Source organism: Staphylococcus sp. mip270_02, from assembly GCF_054031535.1.
Map to the genome: position 1 here is coordinate 647,077 of NZ_CM132934.1, position 21,498 is coordinate 668,574.

18 protein-coding genes are annotated in these 21,498 nt (G+C 32.6%); 10 read left to right on the top strand and 8 right to left on the bottom strand.

What is annotated here, in order from left to right:
- Positions 1-93 precede the first annotated feature (93 nt).
- From ppdK to ACW5YJ_RS02830, 3 genes are all read left to right on the top strand, one after another.
- Positions 94-2,727 (top strand): pyruvate, phosphate dikinase, encoded by a 2,634-nt coding sequence (ppdK, locus tag ACW5YJ_RS02820; protein WP_119603984.1) that lies wholly within the window; start codon positions 94-96, stop codon positions 2,725-2,727.
- Positions 2,720-3,535 carry a pyruvate, water dikinase regulatory protein gene (locus tag ACW5YJ_RS02825; RefSeq protein ID WP_017723901.1) on the top strand — a complete coding sequence of 272 codons (816 nt, stop codon included), beginning with the start codon at positions 2,720-2,722 and terminating at the stop codon, positions 3,533-3,535. Before ppdK ends, ACW5YJ_RS02825 begins: the two co-directional genes overlap by 8 nt.
- A 463-nt stretch (positions 3,536-3,998) precedes the next feature.
- On the top strand, positions 3,999-4,916 hold the full coding sequence (locus ACW5YJ_RS02830) for an AEC family transporter (RefSeq protein WP_017723900.1): 918 nt from the start codon (positions 3,999-4,001) through the stop codon (positions 4,914-4,916).
- 23 nt (positions 4,917-4,939) lie between these two features.
- Here the strand turns inward: ACW5YJ_RS02830 and ACW5YJ_RS02835 are convergent, their stop codons facing one another.
- The 5 genes from ACW5YJ_RS02835 to ACW5YJ_RS02855 all read right to left on the bottom strand — a co-directional run bounded on the left by ACW5YJ_RS02835 (position 4,940) and on the right by ACW5YJ_RS02855 (position 7,009).
- Positions 4,940-5,122 (bottom strand): hypothetical protein, encoded by a 183-nt coding sequence (locus tag ACW5YJ_RS02835; protein WP_457338459.1) that lies wholly within the window; start codon positions 5,120-5,122, stop codon positions 4,940-4,942.
- 61 nt (positions 5,123-5,183) lie between these two features.
- A complete protein-coding gene (locus tag ACW5YJ_RS02840; protein WP_457338460.1) occupies positions 5,184-5,456 on the bottom strand; it encodes a hypothetical protein in 273 nt (90 codons plus the stop codon).
- On the bottom strand, positions 5,449-5,973 hold the full coding sequence (locus tag ACW5YJ_RS02845; RefSeq protein ID WP_107551981.1) for a hypothetical protein: 525 nt from the start codon (positions 5,971-5,973) through the stop codon (positions 5,449-5,451). Before ACW5YJ_RS02845 ends, ACW5YJ_RS02840 begins: the two co-directional genes overlap by 8 nt.
- Positions 5,966-6,166 carry a helix-turn-helix transcriptional regulator gene (locus tag ACW5YJ_RS02850; protein WP_017723897.1) on the bottom strand — a complete coding sequence of 67 codons (201 nt, stop codon included), beginning with the start codon at positions 6,164-6,166 and terminating at the stop codon, positions 5,966-5,968. Before ACW5YJ_RS02850 ends, ACW5YJ_RS02845 begins: the two co-directional genes overlap by 8 nt.
- A 297-nt stretch (positions 6,167-6,463) precedes the next feature.
- Entirely contained in the window at positions 6,464-7,009 is a 546-nt protein-coding gene (locus tag ACW5YJ_RS02855) for a helix-turn-helix domain-containing protein (protein WP_135092041.1), read from the bottom strand.
- A gap of 86 nt (positions 7,010-7,095) precedes the next feature.
- Between ACW5YJ_RS02855 and ACW5YJ_RS02860 the strand changes: the two genes are divergently transcribed.
- The 6 genes from ACW5YJ_RS02860 (at position 7,096) to ACW5YJ_RS02885 (ending at position 15,962) form a co-directional block, all read left to right on the top strand.
- Positions 7,096-8,280, top strand: coding sequence for a CynX/NimT family MFS transporter (locus ACW5YJ_RS02860; RefSeq protein ID WP_107551983.1), 1,185 nt, complete (start codon positions 7,096-7,098; stop codon positions 8,278-8,280).
- 181 nt (positions 8,281-8,461) lie between these two features.
- Positions 8,462-9,946 carry a cardiolipin synthase gene (gene cls, locus ACW5YJ_RS02865; protein WP_017723894.1) on the top strand — a complete coding sequence of 495 codons (1,485 nt, stop codon included), beginning with the start codon at positions 8,462-8,464 and terminating at the stop codon, positions 9,944-9,946.
- Positions 9,947-10,109: 163 nt separating this feature from the next.
- The gene (gene gabR, locus ACW5YJ_RS02870; protein ID WP_017723893.1) at positions 10,110-11,510 is read left to right on the top strand and encodes a MocR-like transcriptional regulator GabR; all 1,401 of its coding nucleotides are present in this window, start codon (positions 10,110-10,112) and stop codon (positions 11,508-11,510) included.
- Positions 11,511-11,607: 97 nt separating this feature from the next.
- Positions 11,608-12,924 (top strand): 4-aminobutyrate--2-oxoglutarate transaminase, encoded by a 1,317-nt coding sequence (gene gabT / locus ACW5YJ_RS02875; RefSeq protein ID WP_017723892.1) that lies wholly within the window; start codon positions 11,608-11,610, stop codon positions 12,922-12,924.
- An 84-nt stretch (positions 12,925-13,008) separates the two neighbouring features.
- Positions 13,009-14,388: an NAD-dependent succinate-semialdehyde dehydrogenase gene (locus ACW5YJ_RS02880; protein WP_457338461.1), complete on the top strand. Its 1,380-nt coding sequence runs from the start codon at positions 13,009-13,011 to the stop codon at positions 14,386-14,388.
- Between the two features lie 173 nt (positions 14,389-14,561).
- Entirely contained in the window at positions 14,562-15,962 is a 1,401-nt protein-coding gene (locus ACW5YJ_RS02885) for an APC family permease (RefSeq protein ID WP_107551986.1), read from the top strand.
- A 164-nt stretch (positions 15,963-16,126) separates the two neighbouring features.
- Here the strand turns inward: ACW5YJ_RS02885 and ACW5YJ_RS02890 are convergent, their stop codons facing one another.
- The 3 genes from ACW5YJ_RS02890 to ACW5YJ_RS02900 all read right to left on the bottom strand — a co-directional run bounded on the left by ACW5YJ_RS02890 (position 16,127) and on the right by ACW5YJ_RS02900 (position 19,265).
- Entirely contained in the window at positions 16,127-17,134 is a 1,008-nt protein-coding gene (locus ACW5YJ_RS02890; RefSeq protein ID WP_426432809.1) for a PTS sugar transporter subunit IIC, read from the bottom strand.
- A gap of 388 nt (positions 17,135-17,522) precedes the next feature.
- Positions 17,523-18,413: a fructose bisphosphate aldolase gene (locus ACW5YJ_RS02895; protein WP_107551988.1), complete on the bottom strand. Its 891-nt coding sequence runs from the start codon at positions 18,411-18,413 to the stop codon at positions 17,523-17,525.
- 135 nt (positions 18,414-18,548) lie between these two features.
- On the bottom strand, positions 18,549-19,265 hold the full coding sequence (locus ACW5YJ_RS02900; protein WP_107551989.1) for a class I SAM-dependent methyltransferase: 717 nt from the start codon (positions 19,263-19,265) through the stop codon (positions 18,549-18,551).
- 526 nt (positions 19,266-19,791) lie between these two features.
- On the opposite strand from ACW5YJ_RS02900, the gene ACW5YJ_RS02905 reads away from it, so the two are divergent.
- Positions 19,792-21,414, top strand: a complete 1,623-nt coding sequence (locus tag ACW5YJ_RS02905; protein ID WP_107552186.1) for a BCCT family transporter — start codon at positions 19,792-19,794, stop codon at positions 21,412-21,414.
- Positions 21,415-21,498 lie beyond the last annotated feature (84 nt).

Consider the following 21,498-nt stretch of genomic DNA (forward strand, 5'->3'; position numbering starts at 1 on the left):
ACAAATTTTTATATTTTAGTTGTCATTTTTCGTCTAATATGACATACTCAATAGCAATTAGTATAACATAATAACTATTTGAGGTGATTCAGTATGACGAAATATATTTATGCATTTGATGAAGGACAAAAATCGATGAAAGATTTACTAGGAGGTAAAGGTGCTAATTTGGCAGAGATGAAGCGCTTAGGTTTACCGGTACCTGATGGTTTTACGTTAACAACAGAAGCTTGTATAAAATATTTAGAGCAAGGGTCTAAGCTTTCTGATGCGCTTATGGAGCAATTAAATACACAATTAACAGCCTTTTATGAACGTACAAAAAAATCATTTTCTTCAGACTCATCTTTATTGCTGGTTTCAGTACGAAGCGGAGCTAAAATATCTATGCCAGGGATGATGGACACAATTTTAAATTTAGGTTTAAACGATGACAATGTTAAAAAGTTAGCTGAAAAGACTGAAGACGCTCGTTTTGCTTATGATTGTTATCGCCGACTATTACAAATGTTTGGCGAAGTCGTATACGGTATTCCTATGGCATCATTTGATACATATTTCAATCAATATAAAGAAAAGCATGGTTATCAAAATGATGCAGATATTCCAGCTGAAGGACTACAAGAAATTTGCGAACATTTTAAAGAAGTATATGTTGAAGAAGTTTATAAGCCATTTCCACAAGTACCTATTGACCAATTAACTGAAGCTATTGAAGCAGTGTTTAAATCATGGGACAACGACCGTGCTCGTATATATCGTGAATTAAATGAAATACCACATGATATCGGTACTGCTGTAAATATCCAAGAAATGGTATTTGGTAACAGCGGGGAACGCAGTGGTACAGGAGTTGCCTTTACACGCAATCCAGTTACAGGAGAGTCTAAACTATTTGGAGAGTATTTATTAAATGCGCAAGGTGAAGACGTAGTGGCAGGTATCCGTACTCCTAAAGATATTGATTCATTGAGAGAGCAAATGCCGCATGTACATCAACAATTTGTGGATGTTTCCAAACGTCTTGAAACGCATTATAAAGACATGCAAGATATTGAGTTTACGATTGAAAATGGACAATTATATTTACTGCAAACGAGAAATGGTAAGCGTACTGCTAATGCGGCCATACACATAGCAGTTGATTTAGTTGAGGAGGGTATTATAACTAAAGAAGAAGCAGTGATGAATGTTGAAGTAAAATCTATCGATCAGTTATTACATCCTAATTTTGATGAGCAATCACTTAAACAAGCAACTACAATTTCTAAAATTGGATTGCCAGCAAGTCCGGGAGCAGCAAGTGGTAAGATTGTATTTTCGGCAGAAAGTGCGAAAGAACAAGCAGAAAAAGGCAATAAAGTTATTTTAATGCGACCAGAAACTTCTCCAGAAGACATCGAAGGAATGATTGCAAGTGAAGCAATCGTCACAACGCATGGTGGTATGACTTCCCATGCAGCCGTTGTAGCACGTGGTATGGGTAAATGTTGCGTTACAGGATGTTCTGATATCGAAATTAATGTCATAGATAAAGTAGTTAATTATTCAGGAGGCACGTTGTACGAAGGAGATGTTATTTCCGTAGATGGAGCTAAAGGCGATATTTATTATGGCGAAGTGTCGACTATGAAAGCAGAGCGCAGTGAAGCGTTTGAACAGTTTATGTCATGGTCAGAAGATATAGCGAGATTACAGGTTAGAATGAATGCGGAAACGCCTCAAGATATTCAAACTGGTTATCAGTTTAATGCTAAGGGAATAGGTCTCGTTCGCACAGAGCACATGTTCTTTGGCCCTGAACGTTTGGTTGAAATGCGTCGCTTTATCTTATCAGATACTCAAGATAAACGTATTGCTGCTTTAAATAAAATTCAGCAATATCAAATGACTGATTTTGAAGAAATATTAAAGTTATCTGGTCAAAGACCAACGATTATTAGGTTGTTAGATCCACCACTTCACGAATTTTTACCAAGTTCGATGGAAGAAAAAAATAATGTAGCTCAACAGTTGAATGTGTCTGTAAAAGAATTAGAACAATACATTGAGAGTTTAGACGAAGTAAATCCAATGTTGGGGCATAGAGGGTGTCGTCTTGCTATTACGTATCCAGAATTATATATTATGCAAGCTGAAGCTATAGTGAAAAGTGCGTTACGTTTGAAAGCACAAGGTATTGAGTGTCAACCAGAAATCATGATTCCTTTAGTTTCTACAGTGGCTGAGTTTACAATTTTAAGAGCTAAAATCGTTGAAAAGATAGAACAATTGCAACAAGAGGCTGGGGAAACAATACAATATCTAATTGGAACAATGATTGAAACACCAAGGGCTTGTCTAATTGCCGGTGAATTAGCGAAAGTATGTGATTTCTTTAGCTTTGGTACTAACGATTTGACACAATTAACTTTTGGATTCTCTAGAGATGATGCTGGTAAATTTATTGGTTCATATTCAGAACAAGGTGTTTTAGAAAATGACCCATTCCAAACATTAGATCAGGATGGTGTTGGTCAACTTGTCAAAATGGCTACGCAACAAGCTAAATCTGTTAACCCGTCTATTAAAATAGGTGTCTGTGGCGAGTTAGGTGGAGACGATAAATCTATCCATTACTTTAATCAAATAGATATTGACTATGTTTCATGTTCACCATTTAGAGTTCCTGGCGCATTGTTATCGACTGCACAAAGTGAGGTTAAAGGTGGTCGATTACGTGTTTAATGATTCAATAGAGCCACAACTTAGATTATATGTTATTTCAGATTCTATAGGAGAAACAGCACAACGGATGGTACACGCAACGTTAACTCAATTTCCTGATGTATCACAAATTGAAATAAAAAAGTTTCCTTTTATAAAAAATGAAGAAGAACTGATTAATATATTAAAAAGTGCTAAAGCCCGTGCAGCAGTTGTGATAACAACATTAGTGAATCCTGAATTTAATATTGTTGGTCAGCAATTTGCAAAAGAAGCGGATATTCCATATGTTGATTATATGTCTGACTTGATTGGTATTATTCAGCAACGTACAAATTGTTCGCCTATTTTAGAAAGCGGAGCCTTACGTAAATTAGATGAAAATTATTTTAGAAGAATAGAAGCTATGGAATACTCTGTTAAATATGATGATGGTAAACATTTCACTAACATAGGGGAAGCGGATGCACTAATTGTTGGTGTTTCAAGAACATCTAAGACACCACTTAGTATGTATTTAGCGAATAAAGGTTACAAAATTGCAAATATACCATTGGTACCAGAAGTAGATATACCTGATGAAGTTTTTAGGCATAAGAATTTAAAAGTGTTTGGTTTAACTGCAAGCCCTAACTACATTTTGAATATACGTAATGAACGTGTGAAAGTATTGGGGCTACACGGTCCAACAAACTATAACAGTATTGAGAGAATCAGAGAAGAATTGATCTATGCTGAAGAGATTTTTGAAAAGTTAAATGCAACAGTCATTAATACAGAATACAAATCAATTGAAGAATCAGCGTTTTATATAGAAAAGTTTTTATGATTCGATGTTATTACTTTTTAGAAAAGAGTAAAAGAAAATGTTAAACCTAAAAGCTAAAAATGCGACAGGAATATAAATTTTATTCTCAAAAAATGACTAGTCCACATGATATTGGATTAGTCATTTTTTATATTTAAAGAAAGTTGTCGAAACAATTCAGCCAATGCATTAGAAAAATTCAAACGCTTCATTACTCCTTTAGTAGAGAAGAGATTGTTATACTAAATAATTGTCTAAATACTTTATGACGATTATTTGAATGAATTACAAAATTCCACTAATTATAATTAAATCTTTTGAGAAAAATAAATATATTAAAAACTATTTTGGTTTGAATCATAAGATAAACTTATGTATATAAATAATAAATTAAATTTATACTTATGATTATATTTATGGTAATTTAAGCTATAGTTAGGTTGGAGGCAGAGCACTGCTAAATACACTATAGTGGGGGTTGCTTATGTTTATTTTTATTATCTTAGAAGTTATATTACCCATTTTACTATTAATAGTTATTGGGGCATTTTTACAAAGAAAATTTGAGTTTAAATTACAGAATTTTTCTACGCTAATTACATATTGCCTAATGCCCGCTGCCGTATTCATAAATATTTACCATATTAAAATTGAATTTCAAGTGTTTTCGCAAATTATATATTATGTAGTAATTTATAGTATAAGTTTAATATGTTTTAGTCATATTACAACAAGGTTATTGAAGTTAGAAAATGGTGAAGGAGCAGCATTAAAAAATAGTATATCTTTAATGAACTCTGGCAATTATGGGTTGCCTGTCAGCCAATTTATATTCAGCCACAATCCATTGGGCGTTTCTGTGCAAATTTTGATTTTAGTATTTCAAAATTTACTCACCTATTCATATGGTATGTATAATTTGTTATCAGCCACAAGTTCTATTAAAGATATCACTACTTTTTTTCTTAAACTGCCGGTCTTTCACGCACTTTTACTAGGTATTTTTTGCCAAATATTCACACTTAAATTACCACAATTTATGTTAATACCAATTGGACATCTTTCAGATGGTTTTGGTTCGATAGCGCTACTTTTATTGGGTGCTCAATTATCAAAAATTAAAATTAAATTTTTTCATCGTGTTATAACAATTTCATTAATAGGCAGATTACTTGTAGGCCCTATAATCTCTTTACTTGTTATCTATTTACTCAACATTGATGGTGTTATTGCACAATCATTATTGATTGCTAGCTCATTTCCAACATCTAGAAATACATCTACAATTGCCATGGAGTACCAGGTGGAACCAGAACTTCATGCACAAATCGTTCTTTTTTCAACACTCTTCAGTATGTTAACAGTAACGGGTGTTATCTATTTATCCTATGTTTTATTTTAAATAAAGTAAAAAATCTTATATTACTAATTATTTTCTTTATAAGTTTTAATGAGCTTTATTCTAGCAAAGCCATAAGTGATAAAACCCGTTATAATAGCAATGATTAAATTAACAAATAGATTTTTCAAGATATCTGAACTTTGTGGTAAATCAGAACCTGAAATGAGTGGTATCCAATAATTATTTAGATTGAATACTACAAACATTATAGTTGCGAATAATATGCTACTTTTATGTAATTTTTTTAATTGCATCTTATATTGTGTCTCAGTATGTACTTCTAAAGTATCCACTTTTTTTCTTACGAAGTGAAGCGATCAATATGATTGAATAGATTAAGATTAATATGAAAGTTAATGTACCTAATATAGGTAGACGATTTAGATAACTAGTTATAAAAAAGTCTGACGCACTGACGATGAGTCCACCATAAAAAATCCATGGAGAGAACCTAGCATAATCATGTAATAATTGTTGGCGTTCATATTCGTCTGTAAATCTAAAATTAGGAATTAAACGTAGAATTTTGTCATTATTCATCATGTTTACTCCTTTCATCTAGCAATTTTATCCGAGAATCCTTAGTAATCGTAAATATTATGATGACAATTAAAGGTAGATAGGTGCTGAACTTTGTTAATATAGAAAAGTTTAAACTATTACCTGCAAGGATTGGCGCAATTACTACTGTAGTCAACAACATGTAGGTTATTGTAATGATTAAGAAAATGACTCTTTTATTACGAGTTTCTCGTAGCAATTTATGATAAACTTCTCGATTTTTTGCCTCTATTTCTAATGGATCAGCACTAAATTTACTCATAGACATTCTACAACCTAAAACGATAAGTAATAATCCCCCGCCGACAGTAAATGGAGATAAAAACTCACGTTCAATATCGAAGAAAATAGATAAATAAACGAGGGCGATAAGTACATATAATCCGATAATATTGTGCTTGGCTAGAGTTTTATCGATTTCATACTGTTGGTATTCATCTGGATTGCTCATTGAACCGGTGAAATTTTGATATAACCACTTATCCTTTCTATTCATAAGAATTCTCCTCCCAAAATAAATCATTGAGTGTAACATCTAAAGCTTTCGCTATATTAATACATAAATTCAATGATGGATTATATTTATTATTTTCAATCATATTGATTGTTTGCCTTGATACTTCAACTGTTCTTGAAAGTGTAAGTTGAGACATATGCTTAGCGTTTCGATAATGCTTAACTTTATTCATGGTGAATATATCGCCACCTTGTGTGTCAAATATATGTTACATGTACAATATATACGACTTTTTTAAGAGAGTCAATGCTACATATTTTTATTTAATAATCAAAATGACACTATGTTGTGTTTTATTACGTGAAATATATAAGTTGTAGAACAACAAACGTAAGAGTCAGTAGTTAAGTATGAGGAACATATGAAGTAATAAACATAGAAAAGTCCCACTTGATCAATTAATTGACAGTGGAACTTTCATAAGTGGTTGTATAAAATAGTTCTCTAGCAGAGTGTCTTTATAAATGACTTATTGATAATACATAGTTGAAGTGAAAACAACAGTGACATTTCCATGATTATGATAACTATGCGACACATCACTGTTAAAACGAAAAGCTTGATGATGATTGATTGTGTAAATTGTGGAATCAACTTCTATTTCAAGGACACCCTCGTTTACAATGATATATTCTTCAGAACCAACATGGTGAGGCGCTGAATTCATTTTTCCATCTGGTTCTATTACCATTTTAAACATTTCAAATTTCTTATTATCATCATACGGAAAATATGGGTAAATAGAGACTTTATCGTCAATGATTGGAATGATATCAGATTCATCTATAAAATCTACTTCATCGTTATTTAATGATGTTAATTGTGATAAAGAAAGATGAAGTCCGTTGGCAATTTTCCAAAGTGTTGTAATGGTAGGATTTGAATTTCCTTTTTCAATTTGACTTAACATGTTTTTGCTGACACCAGTAATATTTGCAACTTTCTCTAAGCTAAGTTGATGCTTCCTACGATGATCAGCAATGTTTTTCGCTACTATATTCTGAATATTATACAAATGTATCGCTCCTATTTACAATATAACGTACATATCGTACCATATAGTGTGTTGAATTTAAAATAATCCCATCAAGGTGGTAAAGTATGGAAAATTATAGAAAAATAAAACCATTTAATTGGTTATTATTTATAGGTATTTTATTAGTTGGCGCAAATTTACGAGCGCCTATAACTTCTATAGGTGTGGCGTTACCAGATATAAAAGCAGATTTAGCATTATCTAATAGTGCTGTTAGTATAGTTACAGTAGTACCCTTATTAGCCTTTGCAGTAATTTCATTATTTGCTGCTAGAACAAGTAATAGGTTAGGACTTGAGAAAACGATTTTCCTAGCTTTATGTTTAATATTTATAGGTATTATTGTCAGGTCAGTGACGGGTATTTCATGGTTGTACATAGGTACTGTATTGATTGGTATAGGCATTGGTTTTGGTAATGTACTTGCACCTGCAGTCATTAAAGCGAAGTTCCCACTACATATAGGTATTATGACTGGGTATTACACCGTTGTTATGAACGTCTTTGGTGGACTATCTTCATATGGAACAGCACCATTAGTAAAAGCTTTTAACTATAACATTGCAATAAGTGTGATTGGCATAGTAACACTTTTGACAATTATTTTATGGTCATTCCAATTAAAAGGCAGACAAGAGATGACGACTGCTATATCTCGAGAAAGTATTAATGTTTGGAAATCTCCGTTATCATGGCAGATTACTATATTAATGGGAGGACAGTCGCTTATCTTTTACGCGCTTATAAACTGGATGCCAGCATATCTTGCACAAAGTGGCATGTCAATCAGTGAAGCAGGCGCTTATCTATCAGTACTTCAAATTTCAATTATTCCATTCACATTTATTACGCCTATTTTTGCTACAAAAATGAAATCTCAATTTTTATTAACCTTTATTACTGGTCTATGTTTTATAGTAGGTGTTGTAATTATGATATTTATTCCTCATTTAGCAATTATATCAACAATTCTTATTGGTATAGCTGGCGGTATTGCATTTGGTTTAGTTAACACTTTCTTTAGTTTGAGAACAGAGCATAGTCAAACAGCTGCTAAATTGTCAGGCATGGCTCAATCTATCGGTTATTTATTTGCTGCGATTGGTCCATTACTATTTGGTGTTTTACATGATATTACTGGTGAATGGTTAGCTTCATTAACTATTTTATTAATAACATCTTGTATTATCACGCTATTTGGTTCTCAAGCTGGTCGTAATCGTACTATTGAAGAAACACTTCAGAAATAGTATAAACCATTTTATAAATAATAGACTAAAGAAGATGGTAAAATTAAGAATTTTACAATATAATTGGCTTTAATAAGCGTTGCATTTTTAGTAATATACAAGTTTGATATTTAATTTAATTAGTAAATATTTTGATAGTTTTATAAATCTTTCGATAAACCAAGCACAATGAGGTGAGTTTATGCAGTTAATTTTTGATCCAAGTGTTAGTCCAATCTATCGAGGTGTTTTAGCATTTTTCTTCGTAGTGAATATTATATTAGCATTGTTAATTGTATTTTTAGATAGAGATAGAAGAGATGCGACAGCAACTTGGGCATGGTTGTTCTTACTCTTTGTTATGCCTATATTAGGATTCTTTATTTATATCTTCTTTGGTAGAGGTGTGCGTAAGAAACGGGAGCGAGGCTTTGCACATAATCAAATAGAAGATGGTATGAAACGTGTAGAATCTCAATTGAAGAAATCAACAAATAAAATTAGCGATTCAGATAATCCAATTGTAAGGAAGCACAAAGATATTGCAACAACGTTATTAACAAAAGAACCTTCATTTTTAAGTGATAATAATAATGTAGATATTTATACGGATGGTCATGATTTATTTACTCAAATGAAAGAAGACTTACGTAGTGCTAAGTCCTATATTCATATGGAATATTATGTTTTAGAGTTAGATGGTTTAGGTACTGAAATTGTTAATATTTTAGAAGAAAAAGCAAATGAAGGATTAGAAGTAAAATTATTATATGATGCAGTAGGTTCAAAATCTGTCCACAAATCAAAATTCAAATCATTCCAAGAAGCGGGTGGCCAAGTTGAAGCATTCTTTCAAGCCAAAATTCCTTTAATCAATTTTAGGGTGAATAATAGAAATCACCGTAAAATTGTTGTCATTGATGGTATGACTGGTTATGTCGGTGGTTTTAATATTGGAGATGAATATTTAGGATTAAATGAAAAATTTGGTTATTGGCGAGATACACATCTAAGAGTTAGAGGTGATGGTGTAGATGCATTACAGCTAAGCTTTATTCATGATTGGAATTCTCAAGCTAAACGTGAGCAATTAGATTATAATGAAAAATATTTTCCAGAAAATGCGGATCAAGGCGGCGATGTATCCATGCAATTAGCACTCAGTGCACCAAGTGATAATTGGCATCAAATTGAATTTGGTTACATGAAGATGATTATGAAAGCTGAGAAATCTATTTATATGCATAGTCCGTACTTTATTCCAGATAAAGGTTATATTAATGCTTTGCGTATTGCTGCTAAGTCAGGTGTGGATGTACGTTTGATTATACCTTGCAAACCAGATCATATATTTGTATATTGGGCTACAATTTCAAGCGTGGCTCAGCTTATACGAGATGGTGTTAAAGTTTACACATATGAAAATGGCTTTATCCATTCTAAGATGATGATTATTGATGATGAAGTTGCAAGTGTAGGTTCTGCCAATATGGATATTCGAAGTTTTGAATTAAACTTTGAAATCAACGCATTTATGTATGATGAACGTATTACTAAAGAACTTAAAGACGCTTTCTTTGAAGATTTGAAAGTATCACAAGAATTGACAGAAGATCGCTATAATCAGCGTTCTAATTGGATTAAATTTAAACAAGCTATTGCAAAATTAGCTTCCCCTATATTATAAATAAGAATTATTTTAGCGCGAAAAAAGGTAATAAATAGAATTTAAGGCAACAGTTGTCAGAAGGATAACTGTTGCTTTTTATATGATATAATTTATAAAATCATGAATTACTATAGCTAATGTTAATAATAATTTATTTATTGAATAATAGAGAGGTGTAACTATGCAGGGTGATACAAATCAATATATTTATAGACGATTATATAATCATTTAAAGTCGGATATGCTAGATTCTAAATATGAAAGTCATGAAAAATTGCCTTCTAAAAGAAATATGGCAAAACATATGAATGTAAGCGTGAATAGTGTTAAAGCTGCATATGAACAATTATTAGCAGAAGGTTACATCTATACTGAAGAACGGAAAGGATATTTTGTAGAACCATTAGATAAATTAATAATTAACCCAGATGCACATAATTTGCACACTTCATATGAAAGTGCTGCAGAAATAAATTATGACTATTCATTTTCTCATATGAGTACCGACATATCTGAATTCCCAATAGATATATGGACAAAGTTAACCAAACGTGTTTTTCAAGAATATGATCAATACCTATCATCAATCCCTAATGTGAAAGGACCTATAGAACTAAGACAATCTATAGCTAAATTAGTATCTTATCAAAGAGGTATTCAATGTCATCCAGAACAAATAATTATTGGTTCAGGTACCAATACATTATTAATGAAATTGATACAACTCATGTCTGAAAATGTGAAGATTACTGTTGAAAATCCAGGCTATTCTAGGTTCAGAACTATATTGCAGCAAACACAAACACAAATGGTTCCTGTTTCATTAGATAATAAAGGTATTTCTATAGAAGAAATTAAAAAGATTCAACCAGATGCTATTATTGTGACACCTTCGCATCAATTTCCTATGGGCACAATTATGCCTGTATCTAGACGTATAAGCTTATTAAACTGGGCGAGTAAAACACATAGCTATATTATTGAAGATGATTATGATAGTGAGTTCAAATATGAAACGGATAATATCCCCTCATTATTTAGTTTTGATAAAAATGAACGTGTAATATATCTAGGCACATTTTCCAAAACATTAATGCCAGCGTTGCGTATCAGTTATATGATATTACCAACGAAATTAGTTCAAAAATTTGAAGTACAAAACCAAAGTACAATTCCAGATTTTTCAATATTAAATGCTTTAACATTAAATTTATTGATTAAAGAAGGACACTACGAAAAATATCTAAAAAGGATGCATCAGTTATACGGTAAAAAAAGGGAGTATCTTATTGAGGAATTGCAAATGACATTTGGTAATAATATTGATATCAAAGATACGCAAGCAGGTTTACATTTTATTATTGAGGTTGTTTCACCGTATACTTATGAAGAAATTGAGGCCCGAGCTAAGGAATATAAATTAGAGCTTTATACAATAAATCGTTTTAATGTGAAAGCGCTTCAAAATAATAGTGAGCGAAAGACATTGATTATTGGTTTCTCTAAAATCGAACAACAGCAAATACCTGAAGCGGTTCAGCGCTTAAAAAAAGTAATTAGTGCTACATCTGGTACCATATAAAAAGTCAAACTGGTACTTTACAGAACACCAATAATATTTTAAATTTTTAGACAATAAATGAAATAGCATTTGTATTTAAGTTATAGGAGGTTTCATGATGTCAGATAAATTTAATTATTATAAAGAACAACGTGAAAAATATGTAGCTCGTGGTGTAGGAAACGGAAATCTGCATGTTGCTGATGAAGCGCAAAGTGCAACTATTAAAGATGTTGAAGGCAATGTGTTTATTGATTTTGCTGGTGCAATTGGAACATTAAATGTGGGCCATACGCATCCTGAAATTACGAAACATTTAAAAACACAATTAGATAAATTTATACATCCAGGATTTAATGTCATTATGTATGAGAGTTATCTTAACTTAGCACAAAAGTTAACAGAGATTACACCAGGTAATTTTGAGAAAAAATCAATATTGCTGAATTCTGGAGCTGAAGCCGTAGAAAATGCAGTGAAGATTGCAAGAAAATATACTGGTAGACAAGCGGTCGTTTCATTTGTAAGAGGATTTCATGGTAGAACAAATTTAACTATGTCAATGACAAGTAAAGTGAAGCCCTACAAATTTGGTTTTGGTCCATTTGCACCAGAAGTTTACCAAGCACCTTATCCTAATATTTCTGAAAAATCTGAAGAATTATCGGATGAAGCTTATATAGATCAAATTATCAATAAATTATATGATTTCTTTATAGAAACAGTAGATCCAAGTGATGTGGCTTGTATTGTTATGGAACCTGTTCAAGGTGAAGGTGGGTTCATTATCCCAGATTCTAAATTTGTAAAAGCAGTCAAACAGATTTGTGAAGATAATGGCATTGTCTTTGTAGCTGACGAAATTCAAAGTGGTTTTGCCAGAACTGGCAAGACTTTTGCTATAGAACATTTTGATATTGAACCAGATTTAATCACAGTTTCTAAATCATTAGCTGCAGGCTTTCCGTTAAGTGGTGTAGTTGGTAAATCAGAAATTATTGATAGTGCTGCCCCAGGCGAATTAGGTGGTACTTATGCCGGAAATCCATTGGCTTGTGAGGCTGCGCTTAAAGTTATTGAAATTATAGAGACAGAAGATTTAAACAATAAAGCAGAACAACTAGGTTATAACATAGAAACATATTTAACATCATTGAGCGAAACATATAATCAAATCTCAAGTATACGTAGATTAGGTGCAATGGTTGCCTTTGAAGTAGTTGATCCTGAAACTGGTGAACCTGATAAAGCATTAACAGGTAAACTTGTCCAAGTAGCAAACGAAAAAGGCTTATTGTTGTTATCTGCAGGTATTAAAGGCAATGTTATTCGATTTTTACCACCTTTAGTTATTACAGATGATGAGTTAAATGAAGGATTACGTATTTTAACTGATGTGTTTGAGACTGTAATTTCTAAAGAAGGTATCGCATAAGCGACTACACTTTATGATTTTTTGATATAGGGTATGGATAATTGTAAGTATTTTATAATTGATTAATAAAAAGGAGATTTTAATATGACAAAATTAGAAGTGTTTAACCCAGCTACCAATGAAGTCATTGAACGCTTAGATTATACAAGTAGCGAAGATATTCAAACACAAGTGGAACGAGCACATAAAGCATTTCAACAATGGAAAAAAGTAGACGCTCACGAACGTTCTGCTAAATTATTGAAATGGGCAGAACTTATAGATGAACATCAAGATGAATTAGCACGACTCATCACATTAGAGGGTGGTAAACCGCTTGCTGAAGCAAAAGGTGAAGTGGCTTATGCTAATTCTTATGTGAAGTGGTATGCAGAAGAGGCAAAACGTGTTTACGGTCGCACAATTCCAGCCAATGCTGCGTCTAAAAAAATTATTATCGATAAATTCCCAGTAGGCGTTGTTGGTGCAATTACACCATGGAATTTCCCAGCAGCTATGATTACGCGGAAAATGGCGCCAGCCTTAGCGGCCGGTTGTACAATTATTTGTAAACCAGCAGTAAAAACGCCGTTAACTACAATTAAATTAGTAGAACTTGCCCATGAAGCTGGATTCCCTAAAGATGCTATTTCTTATATTATTGCATCTGGTAAAGACGCAGGTGATTTATTTACTGAACATGAACTAATCAGTAAAGTGACATTTACTGGGTCAACTGCAGTGGGTAAAACATTGATAGAACAATCAGCACAACAGGTTAAAAATGTAACAATGGAACTAGGTGGACTTGCACCGTTAATTGTGCATAAAGATGCGGATGTTGATGCAGCTGTTGATGGAACAATTGCTTCTAAATTTAGAAATGCAGGTCAAACGTGTATATGTGCCAATAGAATTTATGTACATCAAGATATAGCAGAGACGTATACAGAGAAATTAATAGAAAAAGTGCATGAACTAACTGTAGGTAATGGTTTAGAAAGTGACGTGAAAGTAGGGCCACTTATCGATGCACAAGCTGTTAAGAAAGTACTATCTCATATAACTGATGCGCAAGAGAAAGGTGGAGAATTGTCGCGTAGCATTGAAGATATTCAATCGTTAGGTGGAAATTTCTTGAAACCAGTAGTTATCTCTAACGCAAATATAGATATGAAAGCTATGCATGAAGAAACATTTGGACCAGTTGCACCAGTTATGACATATGAAGATTTAGATGAAGTTATTCAAATAGCCAATGATACAGAATTTGGTCTAGCATCATACTTCTTTACTAATGACTATCGTACTGGACTAAAATTCTTTAATGAATTAGAGTATGGCGTTATTGGTTGGAACGATGGGGGTCCTTCTGCTGCACATGCACCATTTGGTGGTTTGAAAGAAAGCGGTTATGGTAGAGAAGGTGGTATAGAAGGTATTGAACCATATTTAGAAACAAAATATCTTTCTATTCAAGAATAATTTTAGAAATGAATGATTAAAATACTTTCAATTGAAACATAAACAAGGGTTGAAGATTTAAAGAATAATAATTAAGTCAAGACAAGGTTGTAAGCACAGTAATTAGGTTATATTACTGTGCCGACCTTGTAAAATTATTATTTTAATTTGAAGAATGTAATGGGGTATGTTCAATGAAATCACAAAAATCACAGTTTGATAAATCAATGAATATTGTTGATGTCTTATTTCTTGCAATCGGTGCCATGCTTGGATGGGGATGGGTCGTGTTATCAGGTGAATGGGTATCAACAGCAGGTTTTGTAGGAAGTATTGTTGCCTTTTTAATAGGAGGCTTTTTAGTAATTGTAATTGGTCTTACATATGCAGAACTTGCTTCTGCAATTCCAGAAACTGGCGGAGGATTTGTCTTTGTTAAAAAAGCATTTTCACCTGGAATTGCTTTTATTTCTGGTTGGTCAGTATTATTTGGCTATGTATCAGTGATTACGTTTGAGGCGGTTGCGTTACCTACAGTAATCGATTATGTTATTCCTTTTCAACATCAGGGATTCATGTGGAATATTGCTGGATGGGACGTGTACTTAACATGGGTGTTAATTGGTTCTGTGGGGAGTATTGTCTTAACGTCATTAAATTACTTTGGTGTTAAACCTGCAGCGATAATACAGACAGTCTTTACAATCTTTATAGTTTCGGTCGGTTTGCTACTTGTTTTTGGTGCTGGCTTTAATGGTAATTTCAGTAACTTAAAGCCGTTTGAACATGGTGTAGGTGGAACAATGTCTGTATTGATGATGATTCCTTTTCTATTTGTTGGGTTTGATGTTATACCACAGATTGCTGAAGAGGTAAAAGCACCTTCTAAAAAAATAGGTGGTATTTTAATCTTATCGATTATTGCATCTGTGATTTTTTATTTGCTTATTGTTTTTGGTGTCGCAACAGGGTTATCTCCAAAAGCACTTGGTACAAGCAGTCTAGCTACAGCTGATGCAATGGTAAATCTTTTTGGACATAGTGGATTTGGCGTTTTACTCGTACTGGGCGGCGTCGCAGGCATTATTACCAGTTGGAATGCATTTATTATAGGTGGTAGTAGAATTTTGTATGCTATGGCTAAAAACAAAATGATTCCGCAATGGTTTGCTTATATTCATCCTAAATTCAAAACACCAACACATGGTATTTTATTTTTAGGTGTACTTGCATTTGTAGCTCCATTATTAGGGAGACCAGCACTTTCATGGATTGTTAATGCTGGAGGTATTGGAGTCGTATTAGGCTATCTATTAGTAGCAATTTCATTTTTAAAATTGCGTAAGACACAGCCTGATTTAGAAAGACCATACCGTATTAGAAATGGTAGAGTTATAGGTATTATTGCAGTGGTACTTAGTATTTTATTTATAATTATTTATCTCCCTGGAATGCCTTCGTCACTCGCTTGGCCAGCAGAGTGGTTGATCGTATTAGCGTGGTACTTTGTGGCGTTTGTCCTTTATTTTACTCAAAAGAGAAGAGTGACAACTGGTGGACAAGTACCAATACAAGGTGAGAACCAATCTAATTAGCATTGAATAAAAATAGGTGACTCGATTTCTATAAGCTGGTTTAAGCAGCAATAGAAATTTAGTCACCTTTTTCTTTTTATATATGAAGTATCGATAGTAAATAAATTGTTACTTAGCGATTAATGACCAATATAAAATCATAATCTGATTAACATATCATATCTTTAACTAGCTATATTGATGCGTTGGTCTCCTGGTTTAATCCATTGCTTATTTAAGAAGAATATATATAACATAAAGCTGAGACATGAAGGTAGCAAAATATGGAATATGACTATCAGTAACCATGTTTGAACCGAACCGCCCATCGTATTAATCGTCATAATTTGACCTATAAAGCCACTTGTACCCATACCTGCACCTGCAGGATTATTCGACATAGGGAATAGTGTTGTCATAATTGGCGCAACAATCGCACTTGCAAGTGTTGGAGGTAAGAGAATCATTGGATTTTTAATAATATTAGGCACTTGTAACATGCTAGTTCCAATACCAATCGATAGTAAGCCACTCCATCCATTATCTTTATAACTATTGACTGCAAATCCGACCATTTGGGAAGCGCAGCCAATAGTGGCTGCGCCAGCAGCTAAACCACTTAAATCAAGCATCAAAGCAAGTGCTGCACTAGAAATAGGGGCTGTTAAAGCTAGGCCAAATATAACGGACACGACTATGCCCATAACCAATGGTTGTTGTTCTGTGCCAACTATAATCACTTTTCCTAAGCCAGTCATGAATTGATTTAAGGCTGGACCAAATAGTTTTGCTATTGCACCACCAACTATAATCGTAAGTAAAGGCGTGATGATGATATCTATTTTTGTCTTACCCGCATAAAATCTACTTAATTCAACAACAATAAGTGTTGCGATATATGCACCAACAGCGCCACCACCAAATGTGTCATAACCAAGGGTCCCAACGATAACGCAAGAAAAAATAACTAGAGGTTTTGCGCCTAGACCATAAGCTATAGCAACACCAATTGCTGCTCCAGTTACGGACATAGCTACCTTGCCTATTTCAGATAAGAAAGATAAATTGAGTTGAGATATCAAAGTTTGACTTCCTAATGTTTCTAAAATCAGCCCGATTATTAGTGAACCAAATAAGCCAAGTGCCATAAAACTTAGTGCTTCAATAACCCATCTATGTAAATAATTTTTCATTAAGTATGCTCCCTGTTTTTTAAATAAAGTTATTTTATAAATTAATATTAGTATATAGATAGTTTTCAGTGTTGGCTAGTTTATTTAGAAATTGATACAACTATTGTTAGTACTAGTTACTAATAAATTACAATATATTAAGTGTGAATGGAGACATGTATATGCGACGTTACAGCTAATATAAGAGATATAAGCGCTCAAGAGATAGTATTATCACATATGTGATTTTAGGGGGGAAGTGTAGGTGTAACTAACGTTAACTTAGTAAATTGTAGTTATATTGCAATGAAAATTAAGGCTGGAACACAAAAATAATGTCCCAGCCTCAGAAAGTTTAATTATTTAATTTATATAGCGAAACGTATTATGAAACTATAAGAATGAATACTTAGTTTTTATTAACAGAAGCATCATAGATAGATTCAACTGTTTCGCCTAAAATTCTATCGAATTCTTCATCTGATTGGTTTACATTTAAATCATTGATAAGTGCACGAGAGAAACTTGCGATTAAGTCTTTATTTTGTTTAAGTACTTCATTTGCATGTTCTCTGCTATAACCACCAGATAACGCAACGACACGAACAACGTTTGGATGATTAATTAGTGGTTGATATTGATCTGCTTTAGTAGGGATAGTTACTTTAAGCATTACTAATTGATCATCATTTAATTTATTTAATTCTTCTAATATAGAATCAGTTAAATAAGCTTCGATTTCTTCTTTGTTTTCAGCGTTAATATTAACTTCAGGTTCAATTATAGGTACTAAACCTGCAGCAATGATTTGTTTAGCTACTTCAAATTGCTGTTTAACTACTAAATCAATACCATCTTTATTAAGTTCTAAGATATTAGAACGCATTTTAGTTCCAAAAATTTTATGTTCATTTGCACGGCTTAATAAATCGTCTAATTCAGGCATTGGTTTCATCAATTGAACACCATTTTTTTGTTCATCTAAACCTTTATCTATTTTTAAGAATGGTACGATACCTTTATCTGCAAGGTAGTCACCAGTATGTTTACCTTCTACTTCACGATCCATTGTTTGTTCGAAAAGGATTGCACCAACAATTTTATCAGAGCTAAATGAAGGTGATGAAACAATACGTGTACGCATGTCATGAACGAGTTTGAACATTTCGTCTTCACTATTGTATTGATCTTCAGTAACACCATAGTCACTTAGCGCTTTAGGTGTACTACCACCACTTTGGTCTAATGCTGCAATGAATCCTTTACCATTTTTTACTTTGTCAAATTGTTCTTTATTCATTCTTACCACTCCTTTTACTTTATTCAATTATTAGTATGATAAAAAACTGTCTGAAACGCAAGTTGTAGGCACCTTGTATATCAAAATATAATAAAAATTATATCTATTATAAAAAATACGTAATAATAACTGTATCTATTTTGTAACGGATATTAAAAATATGGGCGTTGGGTTATAGAAAGCATCTTTTTCATTATAAATGCGATGATATACTCCTTCATCAAGATGTATATGATTAAAACCTAATTCTTTAAGTATTTGGATATCATATTGTGGTCGGGGTTGATGATTAATTGGGATACTTTGCTTAATAGCTTCGCTTTCTACTAGCATGTCTTTATCAAGTGTGTCATGAGCATGATTTGAACCAATCGATTTATAGGATTCAAATGAATCTTTACCATAATCAGCATCAATATTTATCAGTTTGCCCTGGGGTTTTAATACGCGTAACCACTCTTTATAAGCAGCATTTGTGTTTGGTAGGAGCCAAGTTACGTTTCTTGAGATAACAATATCAAATGTTTCATCTTCAAAGTCTAGATTTTCAGCATCCATAATTTTAAAGTCTAGATTTTGTTTGAAGTGTTGTGCATTTACTTTAGCATGTTCTATCATTTCTGGCGAAAGATCTATACCAGTAACTGTTCCTCCTTGATGAGCGCATAAGATTGCTAAAAATCCAGCACCGGTACCAATATCTAATATTTTCATACCTTCATGTATAGGAGCTATTTGGTTGATTTCATCAATCCAGGTTAGTGCATGTTTACTCTCTAATTCTGCTTGTTTATTTTCGCCAAAAGAGCCAGCTCGTTTATCCCAGTAATTAATAATTTGTGATTTTTGCATTTACAGTACTCCTTTATTTAATTCGCCTAAAAAGCTTTTTATTTTATTATAGAATATTTGAAGGAAAAAGTGAGTTAAGACGATTAGAACATTGAAATTTTACATTTATTGCCAAAAATGGCATGCATTTTGTCTAATTAAAAATTTCTAATTTTATACTTTTTAGGTATTAAGAATTTAAAATTTTAATAATAATTAATTCTAATTTTTTGAATTCAAACGAAAAAATAAAACAAATATTTATGCATTAATTTAGCATAAATATTCAATAAGTAAAGTTGTAAGATTCATTAATTACGTTAAATTTAAACTTAACACTGTGATTGTAGCAAATTTCATATGAGGGGTAAATGTGCGTTTTATATAAATATTCATATTTTGGTGGTGATATTTTTGAATGTAATTTGCATTATTATTTAAAGTTCGTTAGGCTCATGTTTGTGAATTAATATTTTGTTTTGCTAACATTTATTTATTTTAGCAACTTATACATAGTTAAGAAAACTAAATTCAGGGGTGTTCAAAAATGGAAAAGAATAAAGTCATGGATTGGACGACCTTTATAGGATCATCGATAATTTTACTTATTGCAGTAATTCCTATGATGGTCTTTCCAAAAGCAAGTCAAGATATTATTACTAAAATGAACGATGCTGTTTCTAGTTCAATAGGTGCTATATATTTACTAATTGGCTTAGCAACATTGATTTTTGTATTATACATAGCTTTTGGTAAATATGGAAACGTAACTCTAGGTAAAGCAACAGATAAACCTGAGTTCAATAATTTTAGTTGGGCTGCAATGCTGTTTTGTGCAGGAATTGCTTCTGATATTTTATACTGGGGTATAATTGAATGGGCATTTTATTATCAAGACCCTCCACATGGCGGTAAAGGTATGACAGATAGTGCGCTTAATTATGCAACTATGTATGGCATGTTCCACTGGGGGCCAATTGCATGGGCAACATTTGTATTACCGGCACTTTGTATTGGTTACCTTGTATTTGTGAAAAACAAGCCAGTCTATAAAATTAGTCAAACATTACGTCCTATACTAAAAGGACAAACAGATGGTATTGTAGGAAAAGTAGTTGATATTGTCTTTATTTTTGGTTTGTTGGGCGGAGCAGCTACATCATTAGCATTAGGTGTGCCGATGATTACAGCAGGAATAGAACGTCTTACAGGAATAGATGGAGATAATATGCTCATGAAGAGCATTATTTTGTTAGTTATTACAGCAATATTTGCTTATAGTTCATATTCAGGGTTGAAAAAAGGGATTAAAGTTTTAAGTGATGGAAACGTAATATTGTCATTTGTATTACTTGGATTTGTGTTAGTTGTAGGACCGACCGTATTTATAATGGAAACAACAATCACTAGTATGGGTAATATGTTTAAAAACTTTTTCCAAATGGCGACATGGATTGAACCATTTGGCGGCATAGGGGGACGTAAAGAAACAATGTTCCCTCAAAAATGGACGATATTTTATTGGGCATGGTGGATAGTTTATGCACCATTTATTGGATTATTTATTGCACGTATATCAAAAGGTCGTACACTAAAAGAACTTGTTTTAGGTACACTAGTATATGGTACGTTGGGCTGTATGTTATTCTTTGGTATCTTTGGAAACTATGCAGTATATTTACAAATAAGTGGACAATTTAATGTAATTGAATTCTTAAATACGCACACTACTGAAGCTACAATTATTGAAGTGTTGCATCATTTGCCATTTCCTAACTTAGTTATTGTATTATTCTTAGTTTCAGCAATTTTATTCTTAGCAACAACATTTGACTCTGGTTCCTATATTTTAGCTGCAGCATCACAGAAAAAAGTGATTGGTGAGCCATTAAAAGCAAATCGCTTATATTGGGCATTCGCTTTGTGCTTGTTACCATTTGCATTAATGTTAGTAGGTGGTGAGCGTGCATTAGATGTATTGAAAACAGCTTCTGTATTAGCGAGTGTACCAGTACTTGTTGTGTTTGTAATGATGATGATTTCATTCTTAAGGACATTGTCTGAAGATCGACTCAAATTGGAGCATCGCGCTGATAAATATAGAGAAGTAGAACGACGTTCATTAAGAATTACACAAGTGAGAGAGAAAAAAGAAGACGACAATTTATAAATTGTAAAATAGCTGCCGACATGTTGTCGGCAGCTATTTTTATACACTTTATTAATTAAATGAAAATGAAACTCCACATATTAG